The organism is Mycolicibacterium hodleri (assembly GCF_025822245.1).
Classification (GTDB): Bacteria; Actinomycetota; Actinomycetes; order Mycobacteriales; family Mycobacteriaceae; genus Mycobacterium; species Mycobacterium hodleri.
The window spans coordinates 289,595-312,923 of the sequence record NZ_JACKTL010000073.1 but is presented as its reverse complement, the minus strand read 5'-3'; the positions used below and the strand labels follow the sequence as shown (position 1 = coordinate 312,923).

Below are 23,329 nucleotides of genomic sequence, written 5' to 3'. Positions count from 1 at the left end.
TCAGTCTGCCCGACTACCGTGTGAAACGTGGCCACTAAACCCGAGATCGAATTTCCCGACGGTCCGGCGCCTGCCGAGCTCGTCATCGAAGACATCGTCGTCGGCGACGGCGCCGAGGCCGTGCCCGGTGGCACCGTCGAGGTGCACTACGTGGGCGTGGAGTACGACACCGGCGACGAGTTCGACAGCTCGTGGAATCGCAACGAGTCCATCGAGTTCCCCCTGCGCGGCTTGATCGAGGGCTGGCAGGACGGCATTCCCGGAATGCGCGTCGGCGGTCGTCGCAAGCTGGTCATCCCACCGGCAAAGGCCTACGGCCCGGCCGGATCCGGGCACCGGCTGTCGGGCAAGACGTTGATCTTCGTGATCGACCTGCTCGACGCCCGCTGAGTGCGTTCCGCGCTGCTGGTCGCCCTGACCCTGCTGTTCGTCGTCACGGGGTGCGGGGCCTCCGGCGGATCCGGTGACGCCGGATCAGCGGCCGAGAGCACCTCGTCGACCAGCTCGTCGACCACCTCGTCGGCCGTCGCGAAGAGCGGTCCCTTCGGGGCCATGTCGATCGTGCGGACGGCCAACGGGTTCACCGTGACCGGCGAGGTGCCCGACGAGGCGCTCAAGGCGGAGCTGCCCGACACGCTGCGCCAGGCCATGCCCGGCGCCAAGATCGTCGACCAGCTGACGGTGAAGCCCGGCGTCACGGGACCGGAGTTCTCCGGGCTGGGCGCGTTGTTCGGGATCGCCATGGACGTGCAGGGCTTCGGCGTGAAGCTCGTCGGAAACACCGCCACGTTGACGGGGAACGCGAAGACGGCCTCGGTCAAGTCGGCGGCCGAGACTGCGGTGACGGAAACGTGGCCGAACGTGGTCGTCGCCAACGACATTCGGGTCGGCTAGGACGGTCCGGGCAACCGCAACAGCAGACGAACGCCGCCGAGCGGGCTCTCCTCCAACGACGCCGTGCCGCCGTGCAACTCGGCCTGCTGCGCGACCAATGCCAGCCCCAGCCCGGAGCCCGAGTGCGACGCCGTCGACCCGCGGGAGAAGCGCTCGAACACGATCTTGCGCTCCTCCTCGGGGATGCCCACACCGTCGTCGTCGACCGCGATCTCCACCCCCGCGCGCGAGGTGACCGCCGACAGCTGAACACGCGTGGCGCCACCGTGTTTGACGGCGTTGGCGATCGCGTTGTCCACCGCAAGGCGAAGCCCTGCGGGCAATCCCACGATGATCACCGTCGGGGCGGGCACCAGCGAGACGTCGAGTTCGGGATAGACGCGCATCGCGTCGTGCGCGGCGCGGTCGAGCAGCTCGGTGATGTCGACCGGCGAGTGGTCGTCGGACGTCGAGAGTTCGCCTTGGGCAAGCCTTTCGATGGCCCACAGCGTCGACTCGATGCGGGTTTGGGTCCGGATGACGTCACTGAGGACCTCCTTGCGCTGATCCTCGGCGAGGTCCAGCGTGGCGAGCACCTCCAGATTGGTGCGCATCGCCGTCAGCGGGGTGCGCAGCTCGTGGGACGTCACCGCGGCGAAGTCGCGGGAGGACACCAGTGCCGCCTTGGTGCGGTCCTGCTCCTGCCAGATGCGCTGCACCATTCCGTTGACGGCGTCGGCGATCTCGACGGCCTCGGTGGCGCCGCGGACGTCGATATCGGGTGCCGCACCTCCCACGTCGATCGCGCGGGTCTGCTGTGCCAGGCGTTTGAGCGGTCGGACCGCGAACGCGGCCAGCAGCCAGCCCGCGACCGCCGCTGCGCCGATGGCGCCGGAGCAGATCATGATGACCCGGCGGTGCAGGTTGTTGGTGTCGGCGATCGTCGCGTCGTAGGTGGCGCCGACGGCGGCCGTCATCGGACCCTGCGGCCCGTTCAGCTCCACGGTCCGAACCCGGTAGCGCACTCCGTCGATGGTGGTGTCGGCGTACCCCGGTGGGAGATCGGGCAGCGTCACGTCGGAGTTGGACGTCACCTGTCCGTCCGTTCGTCGCACCGTGATGATCGCGTCCTGGTCGTTGGGCGACTTCGGAATTTGGTCGAGGCCGCGCGGCAGGAACGGGATGGCGAAGCCCGCCGCTTCGTCGAGCCGACGGTCGAGGCGTTCCTTGCGGTCGTTGGTGATGCCGATCCACACGATCGCGCCGACGATGCCGACCACGATGGCTGCGGCGATGGCGGTCGCGAACGCCACGCGGGTCCGCAGCGACGGAGTGCGTCGGAAGACCCGCGAGATGAGGTTCATCGGGGCTATTGCTGCCTCAGCACGAATCCCACGCCGCGCACGGTGTGCAGCAGTCGCGACGCGCCACCCGCCTCCAGCTTGCGGCGCAGGTAACCGATGAAGACGTCGACGACGTTGGTGTCGGCGGCGAAGTCGTAGCCCCAGACCAGTTCCAGCAGCTGCGCGCGCGACAACACCGCGGTCTTGTGCTCGGCAAGGACCGCCAGGAGGTCGAACTCGCGCTTGGTCAGGTCGACGTCCACGCCGTTGACGCGGGCGCGGCGGCCGGGGATGTCGACCTCCAGCGGGCCGACGGCAATGGTCTCCGACGAGAACGTGGCCGTCGCCCCGCGGCGCCGCAGCAGGGCCTTGACCCTGGCGACGAGCTCGGCCAGGACGAAGGGCTTGACCAGGTAGTCGTCGGCCCCGGCCTCGAGGCCGGCCACCCTGTCGTCGACCGAGCTGCGCGCCGACAGCACGCACACCGGTACGTCGTTGTCCATGGCGCGCAGGGCCGTCACCACGCTGACCCCGTCGAGGACGGGCATGTTGATGTCGAGGACGATCGCGTCGGGTCGCGTCTCCGTCGCGCTGCGGAGCGCCTCGGCGCCGTCGACCGCGGTGCTCACCTCGAACCCCGACAGACGCAGTCCGCGCTCCAGGGACGCCAGCACGTCGGGGTCGTCGTCGACCACGAGGACCCGGGGTGGCGCGGCACCGCTAGCTCCCATCTCCATGCGCCTCATCTTGCCTGATGCGCCACTATGGGTGCGGTAGGCGCGTGGCGTAGACCGGAGGGGAGTGGTCAGTGCTAGCTTCTGAACTCGTGCAGCCGAGCGGCCCCCGCCTGATCGTCGAACCCGATGACGGGCTGGGTCCTGTCCTGGAGTTCATCGGATCGGCGCAGGCGTCGCTTCTCATCAAGCAATTCACCTTCACCGACGAGAGCCTCATCGACGCCGTCATCGCGCGGAAGCAGGCGGGCGTCGACGTGCGGGTGATGCTGAACGCGGCCAGATCCGGCGGCGACCGCGCGAACGACGAGACCTTCGAGCGCTTCAGTGCCGCCGGGATCGCCGTGCAGTGGGCCAACCCGAAGTTCTACGTCACCCACGAGAAGTCGATGGTGGTCGACGAGAAGACCGCTCTGGTGGCGACGTTCAACATGTGCCTGAAGTACTTCACGGCGACCAGGGACTACGGCGTGATCATCGACGACCCGGTGCACGTCCGCCAGATCGTCGAGGTGTTCAACGCCGACTGGAATCACGACGACTGGGTGCCGTCGGTCTACGAGGGGCTGCTGTGGAGCAACTCGAATTCGCGGTACCACATGGCCCGCTTCATCGACACGGCCACGCAACGCATCGACGTGCAGCATCCCAAGTTCGTCGACGCGGTGATCCTGGACCATCTCGCGGCGGCCGTGGAACGCGGCGTCAGGGTGCACGTGTTGTGCGGTGGCAGGCACGGCATCAGTGAGGGCGACGTGCTCGACACCTTCGCCTCGCTGCGGACGTTGCGCAGATTCGGCGCCAAGGTGCACAAGCAGAAGAACCTCAGGGTGCACGCGAAGCTGATGATCGTCGACGACGAGCGTGCGCTCGTCGGGTCGATGAACATCGACCGCAGCGCCTTCGACCTACGACGCGAGCTGGGCATCACCGTCACCGAGCCGGCCGTCGTCGCGCGGCTCAAGGAGACCTTCGAGCACGATTGGTCGCTGTCGCACCACTATTCGCCGCCGGACCCGCTCGACCCCTCGACCCACCACGAGGACGACTTCCCGCACGACCCGGACCTCGTCCACGAGTGACCACTCCGGAGCCGGCGAAGGTCGGACTGGGTGAACTGGCGCTGACGTTCAACCACATCGCGCTGGCGTCGTTCGGAGGCGGACTGTCGGCGTGGTCGCGTGAGGTCATCGTCGTCGAGAAGAACTGGATGGGCGAGGCAGAGTTCCTGTCCGCCATGACGATGTGCCGCATCCTGCCGGGCGCCAATCAGGTCAACATGGCCGTGTTCACCGGCACGAAGCTGCGGGCCGTGCCGGGAGCCGTCGCCGCGGTCGTCGGACTGTGCTTCATGCCGCTCGTGATCGTCCTGGTGTTGGCGTTCCTGTACTTCACGTTCAAGGAGGTGCCTGCGGTCAAGGGCGTGCTGCACGGCGCGTCCGCGGCGGCCGTGGCGCTGACGGTGGCGATGGTGATCAAGACCGGCAAGACGTGTCTCACGGGCGTGATCCCGGTGGCCCTGTTCGGCTTGGCGTTCGTGCTCAACGGCGTGCTGCGGTGGCCGCTGCTCGGCGTGCTCGGGATCGTGGCGCCACTGGCCCTGATCTGGGCGTGGCCGAGAAAGACCGCCGAGCAGGCCGACGCGTGAGCACCTATCTGCAGCTGATCGTTCTGTTCGGGTCGCTGTCGCTGATGTCGATCGGCGGCGGCAACGCCGTGCTGCCCGACATGCATCTGCGGTCGGTCCACCAACACCACTGGCTCAGCGACACGCAGTTCGCCGACCTGTTCTCCATTTCGCAGACCGCGCCGGGGCCGAGCATCCTGATCGTCGGCATGATCGGGTACGCCGCCGGTTTGCCGGTCGGCGGCGTGCTCGGCGGGGTGATCGGCGGTTTCGTCGCCACCGCCGCGATGGTGATTCCGGCCGCGTCCTTGGTGTACGCCATCACCCTGTTCTGGCAGCGGGCCCAGGAGTCGAAGTGGCGGATCGCCGTCGAGAAGGGGTTCGCGCCGCTGACGGTGGGGCTGATCTTGGCGTCGTCGCTGGTGATGAGCCGCGCCGCCGATCACGACTGGCGGGCGTACCTGCTGACCGCGGTGTGCACGCTGATCTTCGTCCGCACGAAGATCAATCCGCTGATCGTCGTCGCGGCCGCGGGTGTGATCGGTTACCTCGGCATCGTCTGAGTTAGCCATAACGGGTATAGCCCGTCGTATGGGTAATGAATTGACCTCATGTCTTGTTGAGGTTTTACGGTGATCAGATGAGCATGGAGTACGCGGCCAGCCGGGCCCTATACCGGCAGCGCAACGCGCGCGGGGGTGACCTCCGCGTGCTGGCGAACCGTGCCCTCTTGATGCGGATCTGGCGGTTCTCCGCCCGCCACCACCGGCGTCTCGGCGCCTTCGTCGGGGTAAGCGTCGTCGGCGCCCTTCTTGCCGTCTCCACGCCGGTGCTGGCCGGGCGGGTGGTCGACGCGATCGTGCACGGCGGGTTGCCGAGCACGGTGGTGCTGCTGGCGTCGGTGATCGCGGCTGTCGCGTTGGCCGAGGCCGGCGTGGGCATGCTGACCCGCTGGCTGTCGTCGCACATCGGTGAGGGCCTGATCCTCGATCTGCGGACCGCGGTGTTCGACCACGTCCAGCGGATGCCGGTGGCGTTCTTCACCAGGACCCGCACCGGGGCCCTGGTCAGTCGGCTGGGCAACGACGTGATCGGGGCGCAACGCGCCTTCTCCGACACGTTGTCGGGCGTGGTGGGCAACCTGGTCACCCTCGCGCTGACGCTGGCCGTCATGCTCGGGATCTCGTGGCAGATCACGGTGCTGTCGCTGTTGCTGACGCCGTTGTTCCTGCTACCGGCGCGCCGGATCGGACGCACGATGGCGACGCTGAGCCGCGAGAGTGCGATCTACAACGCGACGATGAACACGCAGATGACCGAACGCTTCTCGGCCCCCGGCGCCACGCTGGTCAAGTTGTTCGGCGACCCGGGTCGTGAATCGAAGGAGTTCGCGTCGCGGGCCGACCGGGTGCGCGACATCGGGGTGCGGACCTCAATGCTGCAGGCCACGTTCATGAACTCCCTGACGCTGATGTCGGCACTCGCGCTGGCGCTGGTCTACGGGCTCGGGGGAGTGCTGGCGATCGGCGGTGCCTTGCAGGCCGGTGCCATCGTCTCGCTGGCCCTGCTGCTGACGCGGCTGTACGCGCCCCTGACGGCGCTCGCCAACGCGCACGTCGAAATCGCCAGTGCGCTGGTCAGTTTCGAGCGTGTCTTCGAGGTGCTCGACTTGACGCCTCTGATCGAGGAGAAGGTCGACGCCGTATCCGTGCCCGACGGCCCGGTGGGCGTCGAGTTCGACGACGTACGATTCGCCTACCCCTCGGCCGACAAGGTGTCGCTGGCCTCCCTCGAGGAGGTCGCCGTGCTCGACGACCGGGGTGGAGACGAAGTGCTGCATGGTATTTCGTTCACCGCGGAGCCCGGCCAGATGGTCGCCCTGGTGGGGTCCTCAGGGGCGGGCAAGTCGACGATCGCCTCCCTGCTGGCACGGCTCTACGACGTCGACTCCGGCGCGGTGAGGCTGGCGGGCGTCGACGTCCGCGACGTGACCTTCGCCTCGCTGAAGGACACCGTCGGCGTCGTCACCCAGGACGGCCACCTCTTCCACGAGTCCATCCGCGCCAACCTGGCCCTGGCTGCGCCCGGTGCCACCGACGACCAGCTGTGGGAGGCGCTGCGCCGAGCCCGGCTGGCCGACGTGGTGGCCGAGATGCCGGACGGTCTGGACACCGTCGTCGGCGAACGCGGCTACCGGCTTTCGGGCGGGCAGCGCCAGCGGTTGACCATTGCGCGGCTGCTGCTCGGGAAGTCCCGGGTGGTGGTGCTCGACGAGGCGACCGCGTCGCTGGACTCCGAGTCCGAGGCCGCCGTGCAGCAGGCCCTTGCCGAAGCGCTGGCGGGCCGGACGTCTCTGGTGATCGCTCACCGGTTGTCCACCATCCGGGCGGCCGACGTGATCCTCGTCGTCGAGGACGGTCGGATCGTCGAACGCGGTACCCATCGCAAACTGCTGGCCCGCCGTGGTCGGTACACGGAGTTGTACGAGACGCAGTTCGGTGACGAGACGTCCGCCGCATGAAATCGGTTGTCGAGCATGGGAGCCTAGAAGGCGTGACGACCGGTGACGAGGAGGGAGTGCGGTCCGAGCCCGCCGTCGCGCCGCCGCCCCGCAGGATCCGGTCGTCGTCGGACATCCTGCGCCTGGTGCCCTATCTGAAGCCGTACTGGCTGCGGTGGACCTCGATGTTGATCGCGGCCCTACTTAGCCTGGTTGCCACGGTGGCCATCCCGCTGATGACCAAGGCCGTCGTCGACGGTCCCGTGCGGCACCAGGATCAGCAGCACCTGTGGACGCTGGGCTCGGCCGCGATGGCCGTGCTGGTCTCCGAGGCCGTGCTGTGGTTCATCCGCCGGTGGCTGGTCTCACGCGCCACGATGGGCGTCGAGGCCGACATCCGCAAGGACCTCTATGCGCGCCTGCAGATCCTGCCGATGTCGTTTCACGGCCAGTGGCAGTCGGGCCAGCTGCTGTCGCGGGTGATGAACGACCTCAGCACCATTCGCCAGTTCCTGTCGTTCGGGCTGCTGTTCTTGTTGCTCAACGTCATTCAGATCGTCGTGGTCACCGGGATCCTGCTGGCCATGTACTGGCCGCTGGGTGTGGTCGTGGTGATTTCGATCGTGCCCATCACCGCCACCGTGCTGCACTTCCAACGTCAGTTCACCAAGTTGTCGCGCGCCGCGCAGGACCAGTCCGGCAACGTCGCGACCCACGTCGAGGAGCAGGCCCTCGGGGTGCGGGTGGTCAAGGCGTTCGGCCGCGAGCAGTACGCCTACGACCGGTTCGACCAACGCGCCGTCGCCCTGTTCGACACCGAGGTGCGCAAGGTCGGAGTCTCGGCCAAGTTCTGGACACTGCTGGAGGCGATCCCCAGCGCCAGCCTGATCATCGTGCTGGGGCTGGGCGCCTACGCCGCGGGCAGCGGACTGGTCACGATGGGCACCCTGGTCGCGTTCATCACGATGATGCTGTCGCTGGTGTGGCCCATTGCCTCGCTGGGCTTCCTGCTGTCGATGACGCAGGAGGCCATGACGGCCGCCAACCGCGTCGTCGAGATCTTCGACGCGCCCCGCGAGATCACCGACGGGCCGCACCACGAGGTGCCCCGCGGCGGCCGCCTCGAGCTGGTCGACGTCGGCTTCACGTTCCCCGACTCCGACGAATGGGCGCTGCGCCACGTCAACCTCACCGTCGAACCGGGGGAGACCCTCGCGCTGGTCGGGCCGACGGGATCGGGCAAGTCTGTGCTCGTCTCGCTGCTCTCGCGCCTGTACGACGTGACCGAGGGCGCGATCCTCGTCGACGGCCGCGACGTCCGCGAGCTCTCCCTGCCGGCGTTGCGCAAGGCGGTCGCCACGGCCTTCGAAGACCCCACCCTGTTCTCGATGTCGGTGGCGGAGAACCTGGCGCTGGGCCGGCCCCCCGGGGACCCGGCGACCGAGGAGCAGATGGCCGAGGCCATCGAGGTGGCTGCCGCCCAGTTCGCCTACGACTTGCCGTTCGGCCTGGACACCCGCATCGGTGAGCAGGGCATGAGCCTGTCCGGCGGTCAGCGACAACGACTTTCGCTGGCTCGGGCACTGCTGGCGGCCCCGTCCATCTTGGTGCTCGACGACACCCTGTCGGCCCTGGACGTGCACACCGAGGCCGTCGTCACCGAGGCGCTGCGCCGCGTCCTGTCGTCGGTGACCGGGTTGGTCGTGGCCAACCGCGCGTCGACGGTTCTGCTGGCCGACCGCGTCGCCCTGCTCCAGAGGGTGGAGGGCTCCGGGGCCACCATCACCCGCGTCGGCACCCACGCCGAGCTGCTGGCGACCGCCCCGGAGTACCGCTACCTGCTGGCCGCCGACGACGAACTCGACGAGAACCTGGAACGCGACTGCGACTGGGAACGCGACCAGGAGCGCAGTCGGCTCGAGCACCTCTACCTGGAGCAGGAAGCCGACCGCGACGGCGACCGAGACCATGCGGCGTCGGAAGTGGAGAAGTCTCGATGAGCGCTTGCGCGAAGAGCGAGAACCGATGAGCACCACCGACTGGCGGGGTCGCGCCGTCAGCAACGACGACGGCGACCTGCCCATCGACGAGTCGATCTCGCGCCGCCGCGAGGCGCGGACCCTGTTGGGCGCCCTGCTGCGGCCGTATGCCGCGACGGTGGCCCTGCTGACGATCGTCATCGTGGCCGAGAACGCCGCGCGGCTGTCGGTGCCCCTGCTGGTGCAACGCGGCATCGACCACGGCATCCCGCCCCTCGTCGACGGTGGCTCGGCACGTGAACTGATCCTGATCGTGGCGGCGCTGTGCGGCGTCGTGCTGGTGCAGGCCACCAGCCGGATGTTCTTCCTACGCCGGTCGGGGCGCATCGGTCAAGAAGTGCTACTCGAGTTGCGCCGCAGGATCTTTCGGCACTTCCAGCGTCTGGACGTCGCGTTCCACGACCGCTACACCTCGGGTCGGGTGGTGGCGCGGTCCACGAACGACGTCGAGGCCATCCAAGACATGCTGCAGACCGGGTTCGACGGTCTCATCACCGCGGTCCTGACACTGTTGGGCACCTCGGTGCTGCTGGTGGTGCTCGACGTGAAGCTCGGCCTGATGTGTCTGTGCGCGTTCCCCGTTCTGGTGCTGCTGGTGTGGTGGTTCCGCACCCAGTCGGCGAAGACGTACAAGTTGGTGCGCGAGCGCGCCGCATTGGTCATCGTGCAGTTCGTCGAGACGATGACCGGCATCAAGGCGGTGCAGGCCTACCGCCGCGAGCCGCGCAACCAGCAGATCTTCACCGCGGTCGCCGACGACTACAAGAACGTCAACGAGCGCGCGTTCAAACTGCTGGCGATCTTCATGCCCGCCGTCCGCCTGGTCGGCAACGTCACCACCGGCGGGGTGCTGCTCTACGGCGGCTACCGGGTGCTGAACGGGGAGATGACGCTCGGCACGCTGACCGCCTTCCTGCTGTATCTGCGGATCTTCTTCGAGCCGATGCAGGAGATCTCGCAGTTCTTCAACACGTTCCAGTCGGCCGCCGCGGCCCTGGAGAAGATCGCCGGCGTGCTGGCCGAGAAGCCGGGCATAGAAGACCCCGAGCAGCCGGTCGAGCTGTCGACGGTCAAGGGCGACATCGCCTTTCGCGACGTGACGTTCTCCTACGTCCCCGAGCGCCCGGTGCTGCCGGACCTGCGGCTGGAGATCCCGGCCGGCCAGACGGTGGCGTTGGTCGGCACGACCGGTGCCGGCAAGACCACCATCGCCAAGTTGATCGCCAGGTTCTACGACCCCACTTCGGGGGCGGTGACCCTCGACGGCGTCGACCTGCGCGACCTGGCGCAGGCCGACCTGCGCAAGAACGTCGTGATGGTGACGCAGGAGAACTTCATGTTCGAGGGCACCATCGCCGACAACATCCGCTTCGGCCGACCCGACGCGACCGACGCCGAGGTGCGCGAGGCGGCCGAGGCCGTCGGCGTCAGCCGGTTCGTCGACGCACTCGCCGACGGCTACGACACCGACGTGGCCAAGCGGGGCGGCAGGCTTTCCGCGGGCCAGCGGCAGCTGATCGCCTTCGCCCGCGCGTTCCTCGCCAACCCCGCCGTGCTCATCCTCGACGAGGCCACGTCGTCGCTCGACATCCCCAGCGAGCGGCTGGTCCAGCGGGCCTTGGCCACCGTGCTGGCCGATCGCACCGCGGTCGTGATCGCCCACCGCCTGTCCACCGTCGAGGTGGCCGACCGGGTGCTGGTCCTCGAACACGGCCGCATCGTCGAAGACGGCCCGCCGGCTGAGCTGATGCTCGGCGACGGCCGGTACGCGGCGCTGCATCGGGCGTGGGCCGACTCCCTGGTCTGAGCCCGAGGTCTCCCTATGCTCATCGGGTGACGCTCAATCAACTGCGTGCGTTCGTGGAGGCCGAGCGGCTGGGTTCGTTCACGGCCGCGGCCGACGCGCTGCAGGTGGCGCAAGCCTCGATCTCGGAGCTGGTGCGGCGTCTCGAGGACGAGCTGGACGCCCAACTGTTCGTCCGCGGCAGCCGCCGGCTGGCCCTGACCGCGGCGGGCGAGGAGTTGTTGCCCTACGCGCAGCAGTCGGTGCTCGCCGCCGACGGGGGCGCACAGGCGGTTCGTTCGGTGGGCTCGCTGGGCGGCGGGACGGCGACGTTCGGGGTTCCGCGCAACGCCGACTACTACCTGCTGTCGAGCCTGGTGCAGACGTTCCACACGCGCTACCCCGAGGTGCGGGTTCGGCTCGTCGGGCAGAACTCGGCCGAGACGGCGGCAGCGATTCAGGCCGGTGAGATCGAGGCGGGTCTGCTGATACTGCCGATCGACGACGAGGGTCTGACGGTCCGCCCGCTGTTGCGTGACGAGGTGTTCTACGTCAGCGCCGACCCAACCCGCACCGAAAGTCCGGTCACCATCGGCCAATTCGCCGCCACGGACCTGGTGCTCTACGACGCCCACTACGGCTGGAAGGACCCCACCCGGCGCCAACTCGCCGAGCGCGCTCAGCTCGCCGGGCTGCGGTTGGAGCCGTTGATCGAGATCGAGCACGTCGAGGCGGCCCTGAAGCTGGTGGCCGACGGCGTCGGCGACACGATGGTCAGCGGTGCGGTCATCGAGAGCGGGGCGTTTCCCCAGGGCCTGCACACCGTGCCCTTCGCCGAGCCGCTGTTCGACACCATCGCGCTGGCGCAGCGGCGCGGGCGCCCACTGTCGGACGCCACCCGGGAATTCGCCCGGCTGGCCGAGGACACCATCCGCGACTTGGCGCAGTTGGACACCGGCGTGGGGCGGGGCCATTCCGTCGTCCCGCAGATATCCCGCCGTCATATCGGATAATCCTGTGGATGACGAAGGAGTTGCCCATCTAGTCCTTTGTCGCGATTCGGCCTACCGTCCCTGGGCATGCAGATCACCGCAGACGAAGCCCGCGCCCTTGGACCGTTCACCTGGCTGAAGAAGCCCGCCGTCGACGGGCCGCCCGCACAACGGGATCCCCGTGTCGTCGAACGGGTGTCGGAGATGCTCGCGCACATCGAACGCGACGGACTCGACGCCGTCCGGTCCTATGCCAAGGAACTCGACGGCTGGACCGGCGGCCTCGAGGTCGGCTCCGCCGAACTGCGCACGAGCGGCGACGCCCTCCCCGCCGACGTGCGGGCCGCACTGGAACTCGGCTACGACCGCACCAACCGATTCGCCACCGCCCAGCGCGCACACCTCTCCGACTTCGAGGTCGACGTCGCACCCGGCGTCGTGGGCGGAGTGCAGTACATTCCGGTCACGCGCGTCGGCGCCTACCTGCCTGCCGGCCGATTCCCGCTCCTGGCAAGTGCCTTCATGACCGTGGGGGTGGCCAAGGCCGCAGGCGTGCCCACCGTGCTGGCGTGCACGCCGCCGTCGGGGGACGACGGCGCCCACCCCGCGGTGCTCTACGGCGCGTACCTGTCGGGGGCCGACCGGGTCTTCGCCATCGGCGGCGTCCAGGCGCTGGGCGCCATGGCGTTCGGTCTGCTGGACAAAGCGCCCGTCGACATGCTGGTGGGCGCGGGCAACGCCTTCGTCACAGAGGCCAAGCGGCAACTCTTCGGTCGAGTCGGCATCGACCTGCTGGCGGGGCCGTCCGAGGTCGCGGTGCTGGCCGACGAGACGGCCGACCCGGAGTGGGTCGCCGCCGACCTGCTGGGACAGGCCGAGCACGGCCCCAATTCACCCGCCGCGTTGATCACGACGTCGGAGTCCTTGGGCCGCAGGGTGATCGAGGCAATCGATCGCCAGCTCGAGAGTCTCGCCACCCGCGACGTCGCGGGTGCGGCGTGGCGCGACTTCGGGTCGGTGGTGGTGGCCCGCGACCGTGCCCAGGCGGCGGCCATCGCCGACGTCCTCGGCCCCGAACACCTCGAGGTGCAGACCGAGGACGACGACTACTTCCTCAAGGAGCTCCGCAACTACGGCTCGCTGTTCATCGGTCCGTGGAGCACGGTCGCCTACTCGGACAAGGGCATCGCCGGAACCAATCACGTTCTGCCGACCGGCAAGACGGCCCGCTACAACGCCGGCCTCTCGGTGTCGCGGTTCCTCAAGCCGCTGACCTATCAGCGCGCGCAGCGCGACGCGACCGCAGCGCTGGCGCCTGCCGTCGAACGCATCTCGGCGTTCGAGGGACTGGCGGCACACGAGGCGACCGCGACCATCCGCATCGACGAGATCGGCCGCCACTCCGGCGCCTTCGAGGGCACTCCGGCAGTCACCCGCGGCCGATGAGTCGCCAGCTGCGGGTGTCGGCCGTCAGCCTTCCCGTCGAGATCGGCGACGTGGCGGCCAACCTGGCGGCCGTCGGGCACGCGCTGCGCCAACGGGAGCCGGGTCCGCACCTGATCGTACTTCCCGAACTGGCCACCAGCGGTTACGTATTCGCGGATGCGGCCGAGGCGCGCTCGCTCGCGATGCGAGCCGACGACCCGAGGCTGACCTCGTTGGCGGGGGCCCTGCGCACCGACGCGGTGGCGGTCGTCGGATTTTGCGAGATCGCCGGCGGCCGACTGTTCAACTCGGCGCTCGTCATCGGTCGTGACGGTGTGCTGGGCTGCTACCGCAAGGCGCACCTCTGGGGCGCCGAGTGCGACGTGTTCGTCCCCGGTGACCAGGCGGGCGCGGTATTCGACACTCCCGTCGGCAGACTCGGTGTGGCCATCTGCTATGACAGCGAGTTCCCCGAGCTGACCCGACGAGTGGCACTGGCGGGTGCGGAAGTGCTTGCGTTGCCGGTGAACTGGCCCTTGGTGGTACGACCGGCCGGTGAGCATCCTCCCGAGACCATCCAGGCGATGGCTGCCGCCAGGACGTCGCGACTGGCGACGGTGATCGCGGACCGCCACGGCGCCGAGCGCGGAGTCGAATGGACCGGTGGCACCGCCGTCGTGTCGGCCGACGGATGGATCTGCGCAACGCCGGGTGACGACGGGACGGCCACCGCGGTCCTGGACCTGTCGGGGGACAAATCCCTTGGCGCCCACAACGATTTGTTCGCGGATCGGCGTCCAGAACTCTACGGAGGTATTCATGTCTGACACACCCGCCATCGAGTCCAAGTCCATCGACTGGATTCCGCTCGACGAACGCAAGGGCAGGCCGTCGACTCTCTTCCCGCTGTGGTTCATGTCGAACGCCAACCTGACGACGCTCGCCACGGGCATGGTCGGCGCGGCGCTCGGCGCCTCGCTCCTGACGTCCTTGCTCGCAATCCTCAGCGGCACCGCCGTCGGCACCGTCTTCACGGCGTTCCACTCCGCCCAGGGCCCGCAATTGGGGCTGCCGCAGATGATTCAGTCGCGCGCGCAGTTCGGCTATCGCGGCGTCGTGGTCATCTGCGCCGTCGTGGTGTTCAGCATCGTCGGCTTCAACGTCTTCAACCAGATCCTGGCCGCCGACGTGTTGACGCTGACGACGGGCGCAGACGTGCCCGATCTGTGGTTCGTCGTCATCACGGCACTTGCGTTGGCGCTGGCCATCTTCGGCTATCACTGGATCCATCGCTTTCAGACCTGGCTCACCTGGGTGTTCCTCGCGACCTTCGGGGTGTTCACCGTCGCCGCCCTCATCTGGTCGGACATCCCCGATGGTCAACTGGGACTTGGCCAGTTCACGTGGGCGGCGTTTCTCGTCCAGTTCGGCGCGGCCGCGGCGTACGCCCTCGGCTGGGCTCCGTACGTGTCGGACTACTCTCGGTACCTGCCGCCCCAGACCAGCCCGCGCAAGGCGTTGTTCTACACCTACACGGGCGTATTCGTCGGCGCCGCATGGCTGATGGCGCTCGGCGCGCTCGTGGCGGCACTGATGGCAGGTGCCTCACCGCTCGACGCGGTGCGCCAGGCGGCCGACGGCATCCTGCCGGGGTCGGGGCTGTGGCTCCTGGTCGCCGCGCTGCCCGGGTTGGTCACCGTCATCACGATCAACATCTATGCCGCGTCGTTGGAGTTGATCACGATGCTCGACTCGTTCCGCGCCGTCCGCCCGACCCGTCGACTGCGGGTGATCTCCTGCTCGGTCGTCGCCGCCGCGGGTCTCCTCGGCGCCATGCTCTCTACCGGCGAATTCCTGTCGAACTTCGGCAGCTTCCTGGTGGTGCTGCTGTATCTGCTGGTGCCCTGGACGTCGGTCAACCTCGTGGACTACTACTTCGTGCGGCGCGGCCACTACGCGGTCAGGGAGATCTTCGTCCCCGGCGGGGTGTACGGCACGTGGGGCTGGCGGGGACTGGTCGCCTACCTCGTCGGCATCGCCGCGATGGTCCCCTTCGTGGTGACGGTCTGGTTCACCGGCCCGGTCGCGTCGGCGATGGGCGACGTCGACGTCGCGCTGTTCGTGGGATTGGTCGCCTCGGCGCTGGCCTACGCGGTGATGGCGCGATCGTTGGACCTCGACGCCGAGGTCGCCAGGGCCGAGGCCGATTCCCGGGATCACGGCATCGAAGCGGTCAGCTTCGCGGGGCGCGTCGCGCCCGTGGAGACGTGAGTCATCCGCTGCGCGCTCGCCATGTCGGTGACAGAGTTGTGCGATGTCGCGCACCAGCACGCCGCCCGTCGTGGGACGACGCGCGTGTGCGCTGCTCGCGGCCTGCTCCGCGGCGCTGCACGGGGTGATGGTCGGCGACGCCGGGAGCGTGGTGATGGCGGTGGTCGTCGTCGGCATGGCGGTGGCGTGTTTGTACTGCGCCAAGGAGCTGTGGACGGCGGGATCGCCGCGGGTCTGGTGCATCGTGGCGGTGATGAACCTCGGCATGGTCGCGATGCACTGGTCCATGCCGGGTCACCACCACGGCCAGCCGGTGAGCACCGCCCCGGTGGCGGCCACCTCGACGCTGATGGCGGTGGCGACGAGCATCGCGATCCTCGAGGCCGTCATCGCCACCGTCGTGCTGTGGATTCAGACGCGCAGCAGGGCCTCGAGCTTGGCGTTGGCGGCCCGCAGTCGCGGCGCGATCTGAGCCGCCCCGTCCCTCGCGGCTTCGTCGTCGGACTGCATGTGGCTCACCACGTTCAGCCGTGCGCGGTTGAGCCATCCCATCAGCTCGGGATCGTCGAACCACGCGAGCTGGTTGTGGTTGAAGTCGAGCGTCATGGTGATCCAGTCGAGTGGCTCCATGGGGTGCTCCACCGGTCGGCAGTAGTCGTTCTTGGCGTCGTCGTCGACGTCCATCGCCTCGACGCGCGCGATGACGGCGGCGCTGAACGCCGGCTGGCACGTGCGGACGGACTGCAGGGTGACGCGGCCGGGCGTGAACACCGGGGTGGCCTCCCGCGTCCCGATCCCGTCCCCGGTGCAGTCGACGTACAGCGCCCCCGGGTCGACGTCGACGGTGCCCCCGTCGAGGACGATCCGTCCCGGTTCCAGCGCGACGACGCGACCCATCCGGACGACGTCGTCGACCAACCGCAGCTGCTCGAGTTCGCCGCGTGACACGATCGCGCACCGGTACATCGTCGGCTCGACCGCCGGATCGATCCGCTGCAGGCAGCCCAGTTTCTCCAGCCGGAGGTAGAGGTCGTCGACCGAGGCGGCCTGGGCGATGGCGCGCGACTGGGCGGAGAAGTCCGCCAGCACGCGCCGGGCGAACAGCGGGCCTGGCTGGACGGCGGCGCGGTCGAGCAACCAGGAGTCCCGCGGTTTGATCCAGGTCAACCGGTGGGGCTCGACGCCGTGGCGCAGCAGCCACAGGCAGGCGTCCATGGAGGTCTTGCCGGCACCGACGATCACGTAGCGGTCCCGGGCCCGCTGCTTGGGCAGGCCGTTGGGTGGGATGCAGTCCACCCCGGGGGCGACGTCGTAGAGCGGCGGACGCATCGACGGCACGACGACGCTCAGATAGGTGGCGTCGACCACCCGGCGCCGGACCTCCACGCGGTAGTCCTGTCCTCCAAGCGTGCGAAAGTGGTTGTCGCCCAGGTATTCACTCATCGGGAAGTAGGAGACCCGGCCGCTCGGCAGCAGATGCTGACGCATGACCTGGTCGTAGTAGGCGCACACCTCGCTGCCGCTGGCGAGTTCGTAGAAGCCCTCGTTCCATCCGCTGGTGTCGATCGAGTCGCTGCCCAGCCGGCGGGAGTTCACGCCGTAGTACGCCGAGGGTTGGTGCAGCCGGACGAACGGATAGGCGTTGACCCAGTGCCCGCCGGGCTGGTCGTTGCGGTCGACGAGCACCACGGTCGCCTCGGTCTCGGCGATCAGCGCGTCGACGAACGCCATGCCCATGGCGCCCGCGCCGATCACCAGGTAGTCGGCCTCGATGGTCTGCACCGCCGGTTCGGTCATGCCGTCATCGTGCCCGGTGGCCTCGGGTCGTCGGACAACCGCCCCGTCAGCGGTAGACCAGACCCGACAGGCGCGACGCCAGGGCCCGGGTGACCCACGGGAGGCGTCCGAGGACCTTCAGCGCGGCGTTGCGGGCGGGCCGCAGCGGGCGGGGCAGGGTGGCGAGTCTGGTCAGCCGGTCGGTCAGGGCGATCACCTGCTGGGCAATGGGGCGGCGCGCGGCGGCGTACTCGTCGAGCCGCGTATCCGGCCCACCGGCCAGCACCGCCGCCAGGGCGTCGGCCAGGACCACGGCGTCCTGGATGCCGAGGTTCATGCCTTGCCCGCCGGCTGGGCTGTGCACGTGGGCGGCGTCCCCGGCGAGCAGGATGCGACCGCGGCGGTAGGTCTCGGCGACCCGGTGGTGGATCCGGAACCGGGAACCCCAGACGACGTCGGTCACCGCGATCCCGCCGGGACCACGGGCGTCGAGGAGTTGCTGGACGAACTGGACCGAGGGCACCTCGGGCGCGTCGTCGACGGGAGCCACGATGCGGAACGCCCCGTCGGGCAGGGGTGCGACGACGGTCAGGCCCTCGCTCGCCCAGAACAGCCGGACCTCGTCGGTCGGGGCGTCACCGCGCAGGTGGACGTCGGCAAGGACGAAGGAGTGGGCATAGGCGCCGCCGGTGAAGGCGATCCCGGCTTGCGTGCGCACGGTGCTGTGCATGCCGTCAGCGCCGACGAGGTAGCGCGCGCGGACGGTGTCGCCGTCGTCGAACGTCGCCGTCACGCCCGTCGCGTCCTGGGTGACGGTGACGAGCGCCTTGGGCCGCACGACGTCACCGCCGAGTTCGCGCACCCGCTCCAGGAGCAGCCGCTCGGTCGTCGACTGCGGCACCATCAGCGTGAACGGGTAGGCCGTCCGAAGGCCGCTGAAATCGATTGAGAGCAGCGCCGTGGCGCCGTCGCGGATGGCGAAGCGCGGGGCCTCGACGCCCTCCTTGACCAGGCGGCGCGTCACGTCGACTCCCTCGAGCACCTCTAGAGTGCGGGCGTTGACCCCGGCGGCGCGCGAGGTGTTCGCCGCTTCGGCCTGGCGGTCGACGAGCGTCACGCTCGTGCCCGTGAGCAGCAGTGCTGCCGCCAGGGTCAGTCCGGTCGGGCCAGCGCCCACGATGAGGACGTCGGTGTCGTGCATGGGGATCTCCTGGGGTCCGGGACAAATGCCAACGCGTGTTGACTTTTTCAGAGTGCGCCGTGGTGCGATAAAAGTCAACAACCGTTGGCATAGAGTCCTCGGCATGGGAGCGAAGGCCGACCAGACCAAGGCCGTCATCCTGGCCGCGGCCAGGGAGCGGTTCGCCGAATCGGGCTACGAGGCCGCGACCATCCGGGCCATCGCCGCGGACGCCAGCATCGATCCGTCGATGGTGATGCGCTACTTCGGCACCAAGGACCAGTTGTTCGCCGCCGCCGCGGAGTTCGACCTGCGCTTCCCCGACCTGTCCGACGTGGCCCCCGAGCGCCTGGGCCATGCGTTGGTGTCGCACTTCCTGGCGCGCTGGGAGGCCGACGACGCGCTGGTGGTGCTGTTGCGGTCGGCCACCACCAATGCCGAAGCGGCGCAACGCATGACCGACATCTTCGCCGGACAACTGCTGCCCGCGATCTCGAAGTTCGTACCCGACGACGCACCGCGGCGGGCCGGCCTCATCGCCACCCAGGTGCTCGGAATGGCGTTGTGCCGCTTCGTGTTACGGCTACCGCCGGTCGTCGACCTGAGCCGCGACGAATTGATCGAGTGGCTCGGCCCCACCCTGCAGCGCTACGCGGTCGGCTAGGCCTCGATCTCCCCGGCGATCCGCCGCTCGATGCCGGCCCGGGTGGCGGCCGGCAGCACGATCAGGCCGTCGAGCTCGCGCCGGGCCTTGGAGTACGCGTTGCGGCGCTCGTCGGTGGTGGCGGCGGCGTCGGAGGCCACCCTGAGCAGACGCTGCGCGCGTTCCAACCGCTCCTGCGCCTCGACCGAGAAGTCGCTGCGTCGCCTGCGCACCGCTTCGGCCTCGGCGACGTCGAACGCGGTGACGTAGTCGTGCACGGCGTCGCGATAGTCGAGCTGGGCGTCCCGGTCGCCGACGAGGTCCTCGGCGTTCGCGGGCCGCAGCAGATCGGCGCGGCTGCGAGCCCGGTGGAACTCCGCGGTAAGCGGCTCGCGCATGTCGGTCATCAGCGGGAAGTCCAGCAGCTTGGCCACGTCCACCTCGTAGTCCAGCCAGCGCGCGTCCGTGCCGTCGTGCCGCTGCAGGACCTTGGTCACCTCACGCCGGGCGGCGGCCTCGTCGACCCGGCCGCGCCCCGACGCCTCGGCCATCGCGACCTTGGCCTGCTGCTTGATGCGGTACCGCTCCAGCCGGCGCTCCGCTCGGCGTTCGTTGGCGGCGGCGACGGCCCTGACTCCACCGCCGATCACCCCGCCGAGCGGAAAGATCAGCCACCAGAAGTTTCCGGCGAAGTGCAGCACCGAGTCCACGGTTCCCACAATGCCACCGCTACGCGCTCAGATCGACCGTGGTGCCCACTCCGAGCTCCGCGGCGCGTGCCAGCACCAATTCGGCGGTGGCGAGATCCTGCAGCCCGAGGCCGACGGACTCGAACAACGTGACGTCCTCGGCGTGGGACCGACCCGGACGGGATCCGACGATCACCTGCCCGAGTTCCGTGCGTGCGTCGTCCTCGGTGATCGCGCCCTCCGCAATCGCCAGCAGCACGCCGCCGGACTTCGTCATGGCGGTGCCGTGACTGTCCACGACGACGTGGGAGCGCTTCATGGCCTCGCCGTCGACCTCGCGATGGTCCGGTCGTGGCGGTGCACCGACGGCGTTGACGTGCTGGCCCGGCCTCAGCCACGCTCCGAGCAGGACCGGATCGCGGGACGGAGTCAACGTGCACACGACGTCGGCGGCGGCCACGACGGCTTCAGGCGACGAAACCCGCTCGACCGCAACGCCGACGTCCGGCGTCCTGGCCTCGAACTCGTCGAGGGTGGCGGTGCTCCTGGTCCAGACGACCATCTTCTCGATCGGGCGGACCGCGGCGATGGCGCGAGCGTGTTCGACGGCCAGGTTGCCCGCCCCGACGAAACCGAGGACGGAGGCGTCACGCCGAGCCAGGTGATCGGTCGCGACGGCGCTGACGGCCGCGGTGCGCATGGCGGTGACGGCGCGCCCGTCGAGGATGGCCAGGCACTCGCCCGTCGACGCCGAGGTGACCATGATGCTGGAGCGTTGCACCGGCAGACCGCGTGCACGGTTGGCGGGCAAGTCGCACAACATCTTCACCGACGCCAATGCGTCGCCGGACGCGGTCATGGGGATCGCCGACCCGTCACCAGCCAACGCCATGGCCCGTGGCGCAGGGCTGTGCCACTCGCCCCGCGCCAACCCGGCATGCGCCAACTCGACGGCCTTGCGCACCTCGTCGCGGTCCAGCATTCCGGTGATCTCGGAGTGCGTCAGGATGAGGACCACGCGATCAGGCCGAGACCGGAGCCGAGCCGACCGCGTCGACGATCGTCGTGTCGACCACGTCGCCGAAGCCGGGGATGGCTCGAACCATCTTCTCCTCGAACAGTATTCGCATCCACCGCTCGGTGGCAGTCTGGTCGATGCGGGGCGTCGCCCACGTCTGCGAGCGCAGCATCCGTTCACAGGCGCCGGCCAGTACTGCCGGAGGCGTCGCCGGCCAGTGCTCGGCCAACAGCGGACGAAGTTCGTCGACGCCCACCGAGGCCAGCAACGCCATGGATTCCTCGAGTGCCGCGGTGAAGGCGGTCAACCGGTCGGACAGCTCGTCGACGCGCTCGGTGCGGCAGTAGTAGACGCTGTTGGGTCCCAACCCGCCGGTCACGGCGTAGTCGTTGGCGATGAATCCGGTTCCCCTGTGCTGCAGGAGTTCTGCATTGGTGTGGTCCAGGACGATCGCGTCGCCGAGACCAGACTCGAACAACTCGACGAACATCGGGGTGGACAGGTCGCGCAGCCACGTGATCGACGCGGGGTCGACGCCGGCCTCCCGCACCAGGCCCGCGGTGAAGGCGTACGGCGCGCTGCCGCCGATACCCGGTGCGAGCACCGTGCGTCCGACCAGATCCGACCACTGGAAGTCCGGCTGCCGCGTCCGGGTCACCAGGGCCTTGGGGAACTGATGATTGACCTGGGCGAACACCGACAGCTTGCGGGGTGTGCCGCTGTACATCGCGGGCACCCACAGGCCGCCCAGCGCGACGTCGGCGGCGCCGCTGTCCAGGTCGTCGAGCACGCCGGTCCACGGATCCTTCGCGGTGGCCGTGACGGCGAGATCGCGCTCGGCGAATAGCCCGAGGTGGTCGGCGTAGTACTGCGGTAGGTAGTTCAGGCCGTGGGCGGTGGCGGAGATGTTCAGTGTCAACATGTTTGGCGATTCCTTCTCATTGGTGACGAATCAGGCAGCGTGGGCGAGGGCGGGTTTCTCGGTGACGGCCTCCAGCGGCTTACCGAACGTCTCGGGGCCGAAGCGGGCGGCGACCACCAGCAGTGCGTACATCACGGCGATCATGGCGAACACGCCCGCCACCCCGGCCCGGTCGAAGAAGAACAGCGCCGCGAAGGGCATGACGGCGCCCGCGACGTTGCGGATTCCGTTGACGACCGAGGTGCCCATGGCGCGCACCGAGGTGGGGAACAGCTCCGGCGACCAGACCGACAGCATGGTGTTGAGCATCATGGTGAAGAACTGGAAGATCATGCCCAGCACCAGGATCAGCGCCGTTGAGTGGGCGAACGACGCGAAGCAGATGGCCGAGATGCAGCCCAGAACGGCCGCGATGCTCACGGTGAGCCGCCGTGGTGCCTTGCCGGCCAGGTAGGAGGCCGCGCAGGCACCGAACAGCGATCCGACGTTCATGATCATGGTGAACGCCAGCGAGTCCGACAGCGAGTAGCCGCGCGACACCAGCAGGATCGGCATCAGGAACAGCAGGGTGACCTGGGCGCCAAAGGACATCCACGAGGCCGCGCCGATCGCGGCTGTGCGCCTGAGGTTCTCGCCCTTGAACACGTTGGCGTAGCTGCTCTTGACCGGCACCGGGATGTCGGCCTCGGTGACGTAGTGCTTCGTGACGCCGGGCTTGCGCAGCGCCGTGATGCTGCCGCCGTCCAGCCGCGTCAGGCTCCGGTTGGCGTCCTCGATGCGGCCCTTCGACAGCAGGAAGCGGGGTGATTCGGGCAGGTAGCGACGGAAGAACACGACCAAGAGGGCAGGGACGGCGAGCAGGACGTAGGTCCAGCGCCAAGCGGTGTCGTTGCCGCCGAGCACCCCGTTGAGCGGCCCGAGCACCAACCAGAAGAAGCCGAAGGACGCGATGTTGCCGATCCCGCCGGAGGAGATGTTGAGCGTCGCCAGCAGAGTGCCGCGGTGCCGGGTGGCGACGATCTCGGCCAGGATCGCCAGGCCGACGGTGAACTCGCCGCCAAGGCCGATGCCGACGACGAACCGGCTCGCCAGCAGCATCTCGTAGTTGGCCGCGGCGGCACTGACCAGGCCGCCGAGGGTGTAGACGAGCAGGTTGAGGCTCAGGGCGGCGCGGCGACCCCAGCGGTCGGCGATGTAGCCGCCGATGAGACGGCCGGCCAGTCCGCCGAGCACCGTGGCCGTGTTGATCATCGTCAGCTCGGCGTTGCCGATGCCGAACGATTCCTTGAGCAGCGGTCCCATTGCCCCGGTGGAGTTCTGCTCCAGGGAATCGAAGAACAATCCCGCCATCAGAAGCAGAATGAGCGCGGCCTGGACCCGGCCGAAGCCGATGCGGTCCAGTGCCGAGGTGAGACCCGGTGACGCGGCGTCTTCCACCGTGGCGTAGGCGGTCGTAATGGTTTCGGGGGGAACGGTTTTGGTTCGAGGGTCGACGAGGGACATGGCTGGCTCCG

Annotated in this window: 22 protein-coding genes; 14 read left to right on the top strand and 8 right to left on the bottom strand. The window is 68.9% G+C overall.

Features of this window, described 5'->3' with window-relative positions:
- Positions 1-27: 27 nt before the first annotated feature.
- A complete protein-coding gene (locus H7J06_RS31365) occupies positions 28-390 on the top strand; it encodes an FKBP-type peptidyl-prolyl cis-trans isomerase (RefSeq protein ID WP_056550290.1) in 363 nt (120 codons plus the stop codon).
- Entirely contained in the window at positions 391-894 is a 504-nt protein-coding gene (arfA, locus tag H7J06_RS31360) for a channel-forming protein ArfA/OmpATb (protein ID WP_264043782.1), read from the top strand.
- Here arfA and H7J06_RS31355 read toward each other — a convergent pair.
- A complete protein-coding gene (locus H7J06_RS31355) occupies positions 891-2,237 on the bottom strand; it encodes a HAMP domain-containing sensor histidine kinase (RefSeq protein WP_264043781.1) in 1,347 nt (448 codons plus the stop codon). The two genes, arfA and H7J06_RS31355, sit on opposite strands and share 4 nt — an antisense overlap.
- Before the next feature lie 5 nt (positions 2,238-2,242).
- Positions 2,243-2,953: a two-component system response regulator PrrA gene (gene prrA, locus H7J06_RS31350; protein ID WP_142271524.1), complete on the bottom strand. Its 711-nt coding sequence runs from the start codon at positions 2,951-2,953 to the stop codon at positions 2,243-2,245.
- 89 nt (positions 2,954-3,042) lie between these two features.
- Here prrA and H7J06_RS31345 point away from each other — a divergent pair, with 89 nt between their 5' ends.
- From H7J06_RS31345 to H7J06_RS31295, 11 genes are all read left to right on the top strand, one after another.
- Positions 3,043-4,032, top strand: a complete 990-nt coding sequence (locus tag H7J06_RS31345; RefSeq protein ID WP_264043776.1) for a phospholipase D-like domain-containing protein — start codon at positions 3,043-3,045, stop codon at positions 4,030-4,032.
- Positions 4,029-4,598 carry a chromate transporter gene (locus tag H7J06_RS31340; protein WP_264043774.1) on the top strand — a complete coding sequence of 190 codons (570 nt, stop codon included), beginning with the start codon at positions 4,029-4,031 and terminating at the stop codon, positions 4,596-4,598. Before H7J06_RS31345 ends, H7J06_RS31340 begins: the two co-directional genes overlap by 4 nt.
- Positions 4,595-5,140, top strand: coding sequence for a chromate transporter (locus tag H7J06_RS31335; protein WP_264043772.1), 546 nt, complete (start codon positions 4,595-4,597; stop codon positions 5,138-5,140). Before H7J06_RS31340 ends, H7J06_RS31335 begins: the two co-directional genes overlap by 4 nt.
- A 77-nt stretch (positions 5,141-5,217) precedes the next feature.
- Positions 5,218-7,098 carry an ABC transporter ATP-binding protein gene (locus H7J06_RS31330; protein WP_264043771.1) on the top strand — a complete coding sequence of 627 codons (1,881 nt, stop codon included), beginning with the start codon at positions 5,218-5,220 and terminating at the stop codon, positions 7,096-7,098.
- Positions 7,099-7,130: 32 nt separating this feature from the next.
- Positions 7,131-9,077, top strand: a complete 1,947-nt coding sequence (locus tag H7J06_RS31325) for an ABC transporter ATP-binding protein (RefSeq protein WP_264043769.1) — start codon at positions 7,131-7,133, stop codon at positions 9,075-9,077.
- A 25-nt stretch (positions 9,078-9,102) separates the two neighbouring features.
- Positions 9,103-10,923, top strand: coding sequence for an ABC transporter ATP-binding protein (locus tag H7J06_RS31320; protein ID WP_264043767.1), 1,821 nt, complete (start codon positions 9,103-9,105; stop codon positions 10,921-10,923).
- 26 nt (positions 10,924-10,949) lie between these two features.
- Entirely contained in the window at positions 10,950-11,912 is a 963-nt protein-coding gene (locus H7J06_RS31315) for a LysR family transcriptional regulator (RefSeq protein WP_264043765.1), read from the top strand.
- 66 nt (positions 11,913-11,978) lie between these two features.
- A complete protein-coding gene (gene hisD / locus H7J06_RS31310) occupies positions 11,979-13,337 on the top strand; it encodes a histidinol dehydrogenase (protein WP_264043763.1) in 1,359 nt (452 codons plus the stop codon).
- Positions 13,334-14,143 carry a nitrilase-related carbon-nitrogen hydrolase gene (locus H7J06_RS31305; RefSeq protein WP_264043762.1) on the top strand — a complete coding sequence of 270 codons (810 nt, stop codon included), beginning with the start codon at positions 13,334-13,336 and terminating at the stop codon, positions 14,141-14,143. Before hisD ends, H7J06_RS31305 begins: the two co-directional genes overlap by 4 nt.
- A complete protein-coding gene (locus H7J06_RS31300) occupies positions 14,136-15,587 on the top strand; it encodes a purine-cytosine permease family protein (RefSeq protein ID WP_264043760.1) in 1,452 nt (483 codons plus the stop codon). The genes H7J06_RS31305 and H7J06_RS31300 overlap by 8 nt, the downstream gene beginning before the upstream one ends.
- 43 nt (positions 15,588-15,630) lie before the next feature.
- Positions 15,631-16,059 carry a hypothetical protein gene (locus H7J06_RS31295; RefSeq protein WP_264043758.1) on the top strand — a complete coding sequence of 143 codons (429 nt, stop codon included), beginning with the start codon at positions 15,631-15,633 and terminating at the stop codon, positions 16,057-16,059.
- Here the strand turns inward: H7J06_RS31295 and H7J06_RS31290 are convergent.
- The gene (locus H7J06_RS31290) at positions 15,999-17,369 is read right to left on the bottom strand and encodes an NAD(P)/FAD-dependent oxidoreductase (protein ID WP_372515451.1); all 1,371 of its coding nucleotides are present in this window, start codon (positions 17,367-17,369) and stop codon (positions 15,999-16,001) included. The two genes, H7J06_RS31295 and H7J06_RS31290, sit on opposite strands and share 61 nt — an antisense overlap.
- 61 nt (positions 17,370-17,430) lie before the next feature.
- Positions 17,431-18,564 (bottom strand): FAD-dependent oxidoreductase, encoded by a 1,134-nt coding sequence (locus H7J06_RS31285; protein WP_264043754.1) that lies wholly within the window; start codon positions 18,562-18,564, stop codon positions 17,431-17,433.
- Positions 18,565-18,667: 103 nt separating this feature from the next.
- Here H7J06_RS31285 and H7J06_RS31280 point away from each other — a divergent pair, with 103 nt between their 5' ends.
- On the top strand, positions 18,668-19,207 hold the full coding sequence (locus H7J06_RS31280; RefSeq protein WP_264043753.1) for a TetR/AcrR family transcriptional regulator: 540 nt from the start codon (positions 18,668-18,670) through the stop codon (positions 19,205-19,207).
- Here the strand turns inward: H7J06_RS31280 and H7J06_RS31275 are convergent.
- Genes H7J06_RS31275 through H7J06_RS31260 form a run of 4 tightly spaced genes read right to left on the bottom strand, consistent with a single transcriptional unit; the run spans position 19,204 to position 23,318 of the window.
- Positions 19,204-19,896, bottom strand: a complete 693-nt coding sequence (locus tag H7J06_RS31275; protein ID WP_264043885.1) for an ATP synthase subunit B family protein — start codon at positions 19,894-19,896, stop codon at positions 19,204-19,206. The genes H7J06_RS31280 and H7J06_RS31275 overlap by 4 nt on opposite strands.
- Positions 19,897-19,915: 19 nt before the next feature.
- Positions 19,916-20,893, bottom strand: coding sequence for an ornithine cyclodeaminase family protein (locus H7J06_RS31270; protein WP_264043751.1), 978 nt, complete (start codon positions 20,891-20,893; stop codon positions 19,916-19,918).
- Positions 20,894-20,897: 4 nt separating this feature from the next.
- Complete coding sequence (locus H7J06_RS31265) at positions 20,898-21,815, bottom strand: ABC transporter substrate-binding protein (RefSeq protein ID WP_264043749.1); 918 nt, start codon at positions 21,813-21,815, stop codon at positions 20,898-20,900.
- A gap of 30 nt (positions 21,816-21,845) precedes the next feature.
- Complete coding sequence (locus H7J06_RS31260; protein ID WP_264043747.1) at positions 21,846-23,318, bottom strand: MFS transporter; 1,473 nt, start codon at positions 23,316-23,318, stop codon at positions 21,846-21,848.
- Between the last annotated feature and the right edge of the window lie 11 nt (positions 23,319-23,329).

Bases quoted from the DNA above. Each gene is read 5' to 3' on its own strand.
- H7J06_RS31355 (WP_264043781.1), bottom strand. From the start codon at position 2,237: ATGAACCTCATCTCGCGGGTCTTCCGACGCACTCCGTCGCTGCGGACC.
- prrA (WP_142271524.1), bottom strand. From the start codon at position 2,953: ATGGAGATGGGAGCTAGCGGTGCCGCGCCACCCCGGGTCCTCGTGGTC.
- H7J06_RS31330 (WP_264043771.1), top strand. From the start codon at position 5,218: ATGAGCATGGAGTACGCGGCCAGCCGGGCCCTATACCGGCAGCGCAAC.
- H7J06_RS31320 (WP_264043767.1), top strand. From the start codon at position 9,103: ATGAGCACCACCGACTGGCGGGGTCGCGCCGTCAGCAACGACGACGGC.
- hisD (WP_264043763.1), top strand. From the start codon at position 11,979: ATGCAGATCACCGCAGACGAAGCCCGCGCCCTTGGACCGTTCACCTGG.
- H7J06_RS31305 (WP_264043762.1), top strand. From the start codon at position 13,334: ATGAGTCGCCAGCTGCGGGTGTCGGCCGTCAGCCTTCCCGTCGAGATC.
- H7J06_RS31300 (WP_264043760.1), top strand. From the start codon at position 14,136: ATGTCTGACACACCCGCCATCGAGTCCAAGTCCATCGACTGGATTCCG.
- H7J06_RS31295 (WP_264043758.1), top strand. From the start codon at position 15,631: ATGTCGCGCACCAGCACGCCGCCCGTCGTGGGACGACGCGCGTGTGCG.
- H7J06_RS31285 (WP_264043754.1), bottom strand. From the start codon at position 18,564: ATGCACGACACCGACGTCCTCATCGTGGGCGCTGGCCCGACCGGACTG.
- H7J06_RS31280 (WP_264043753.1), top strand. From the start codon at position 18,668: ATGGGAGCGAAGGCCGACCAGACCAAGGCCGTCATCCTGGCCGCGGCC.
- H7J06_RS31265 (WP_264043749.1), bottom strand. From the start codon at position 21,815: ATGTTGACACTGAACATCTCCGCCACCGCCCACGGCCTGAACTACCTA.
- H7J06_RS31260 (WP_264043747.1), bottom strand. From the start codon at position 23,318: ATGTCCCTCGTCGACCCTCGAACCAAAACCGTTCCCCCCGAAACCATT.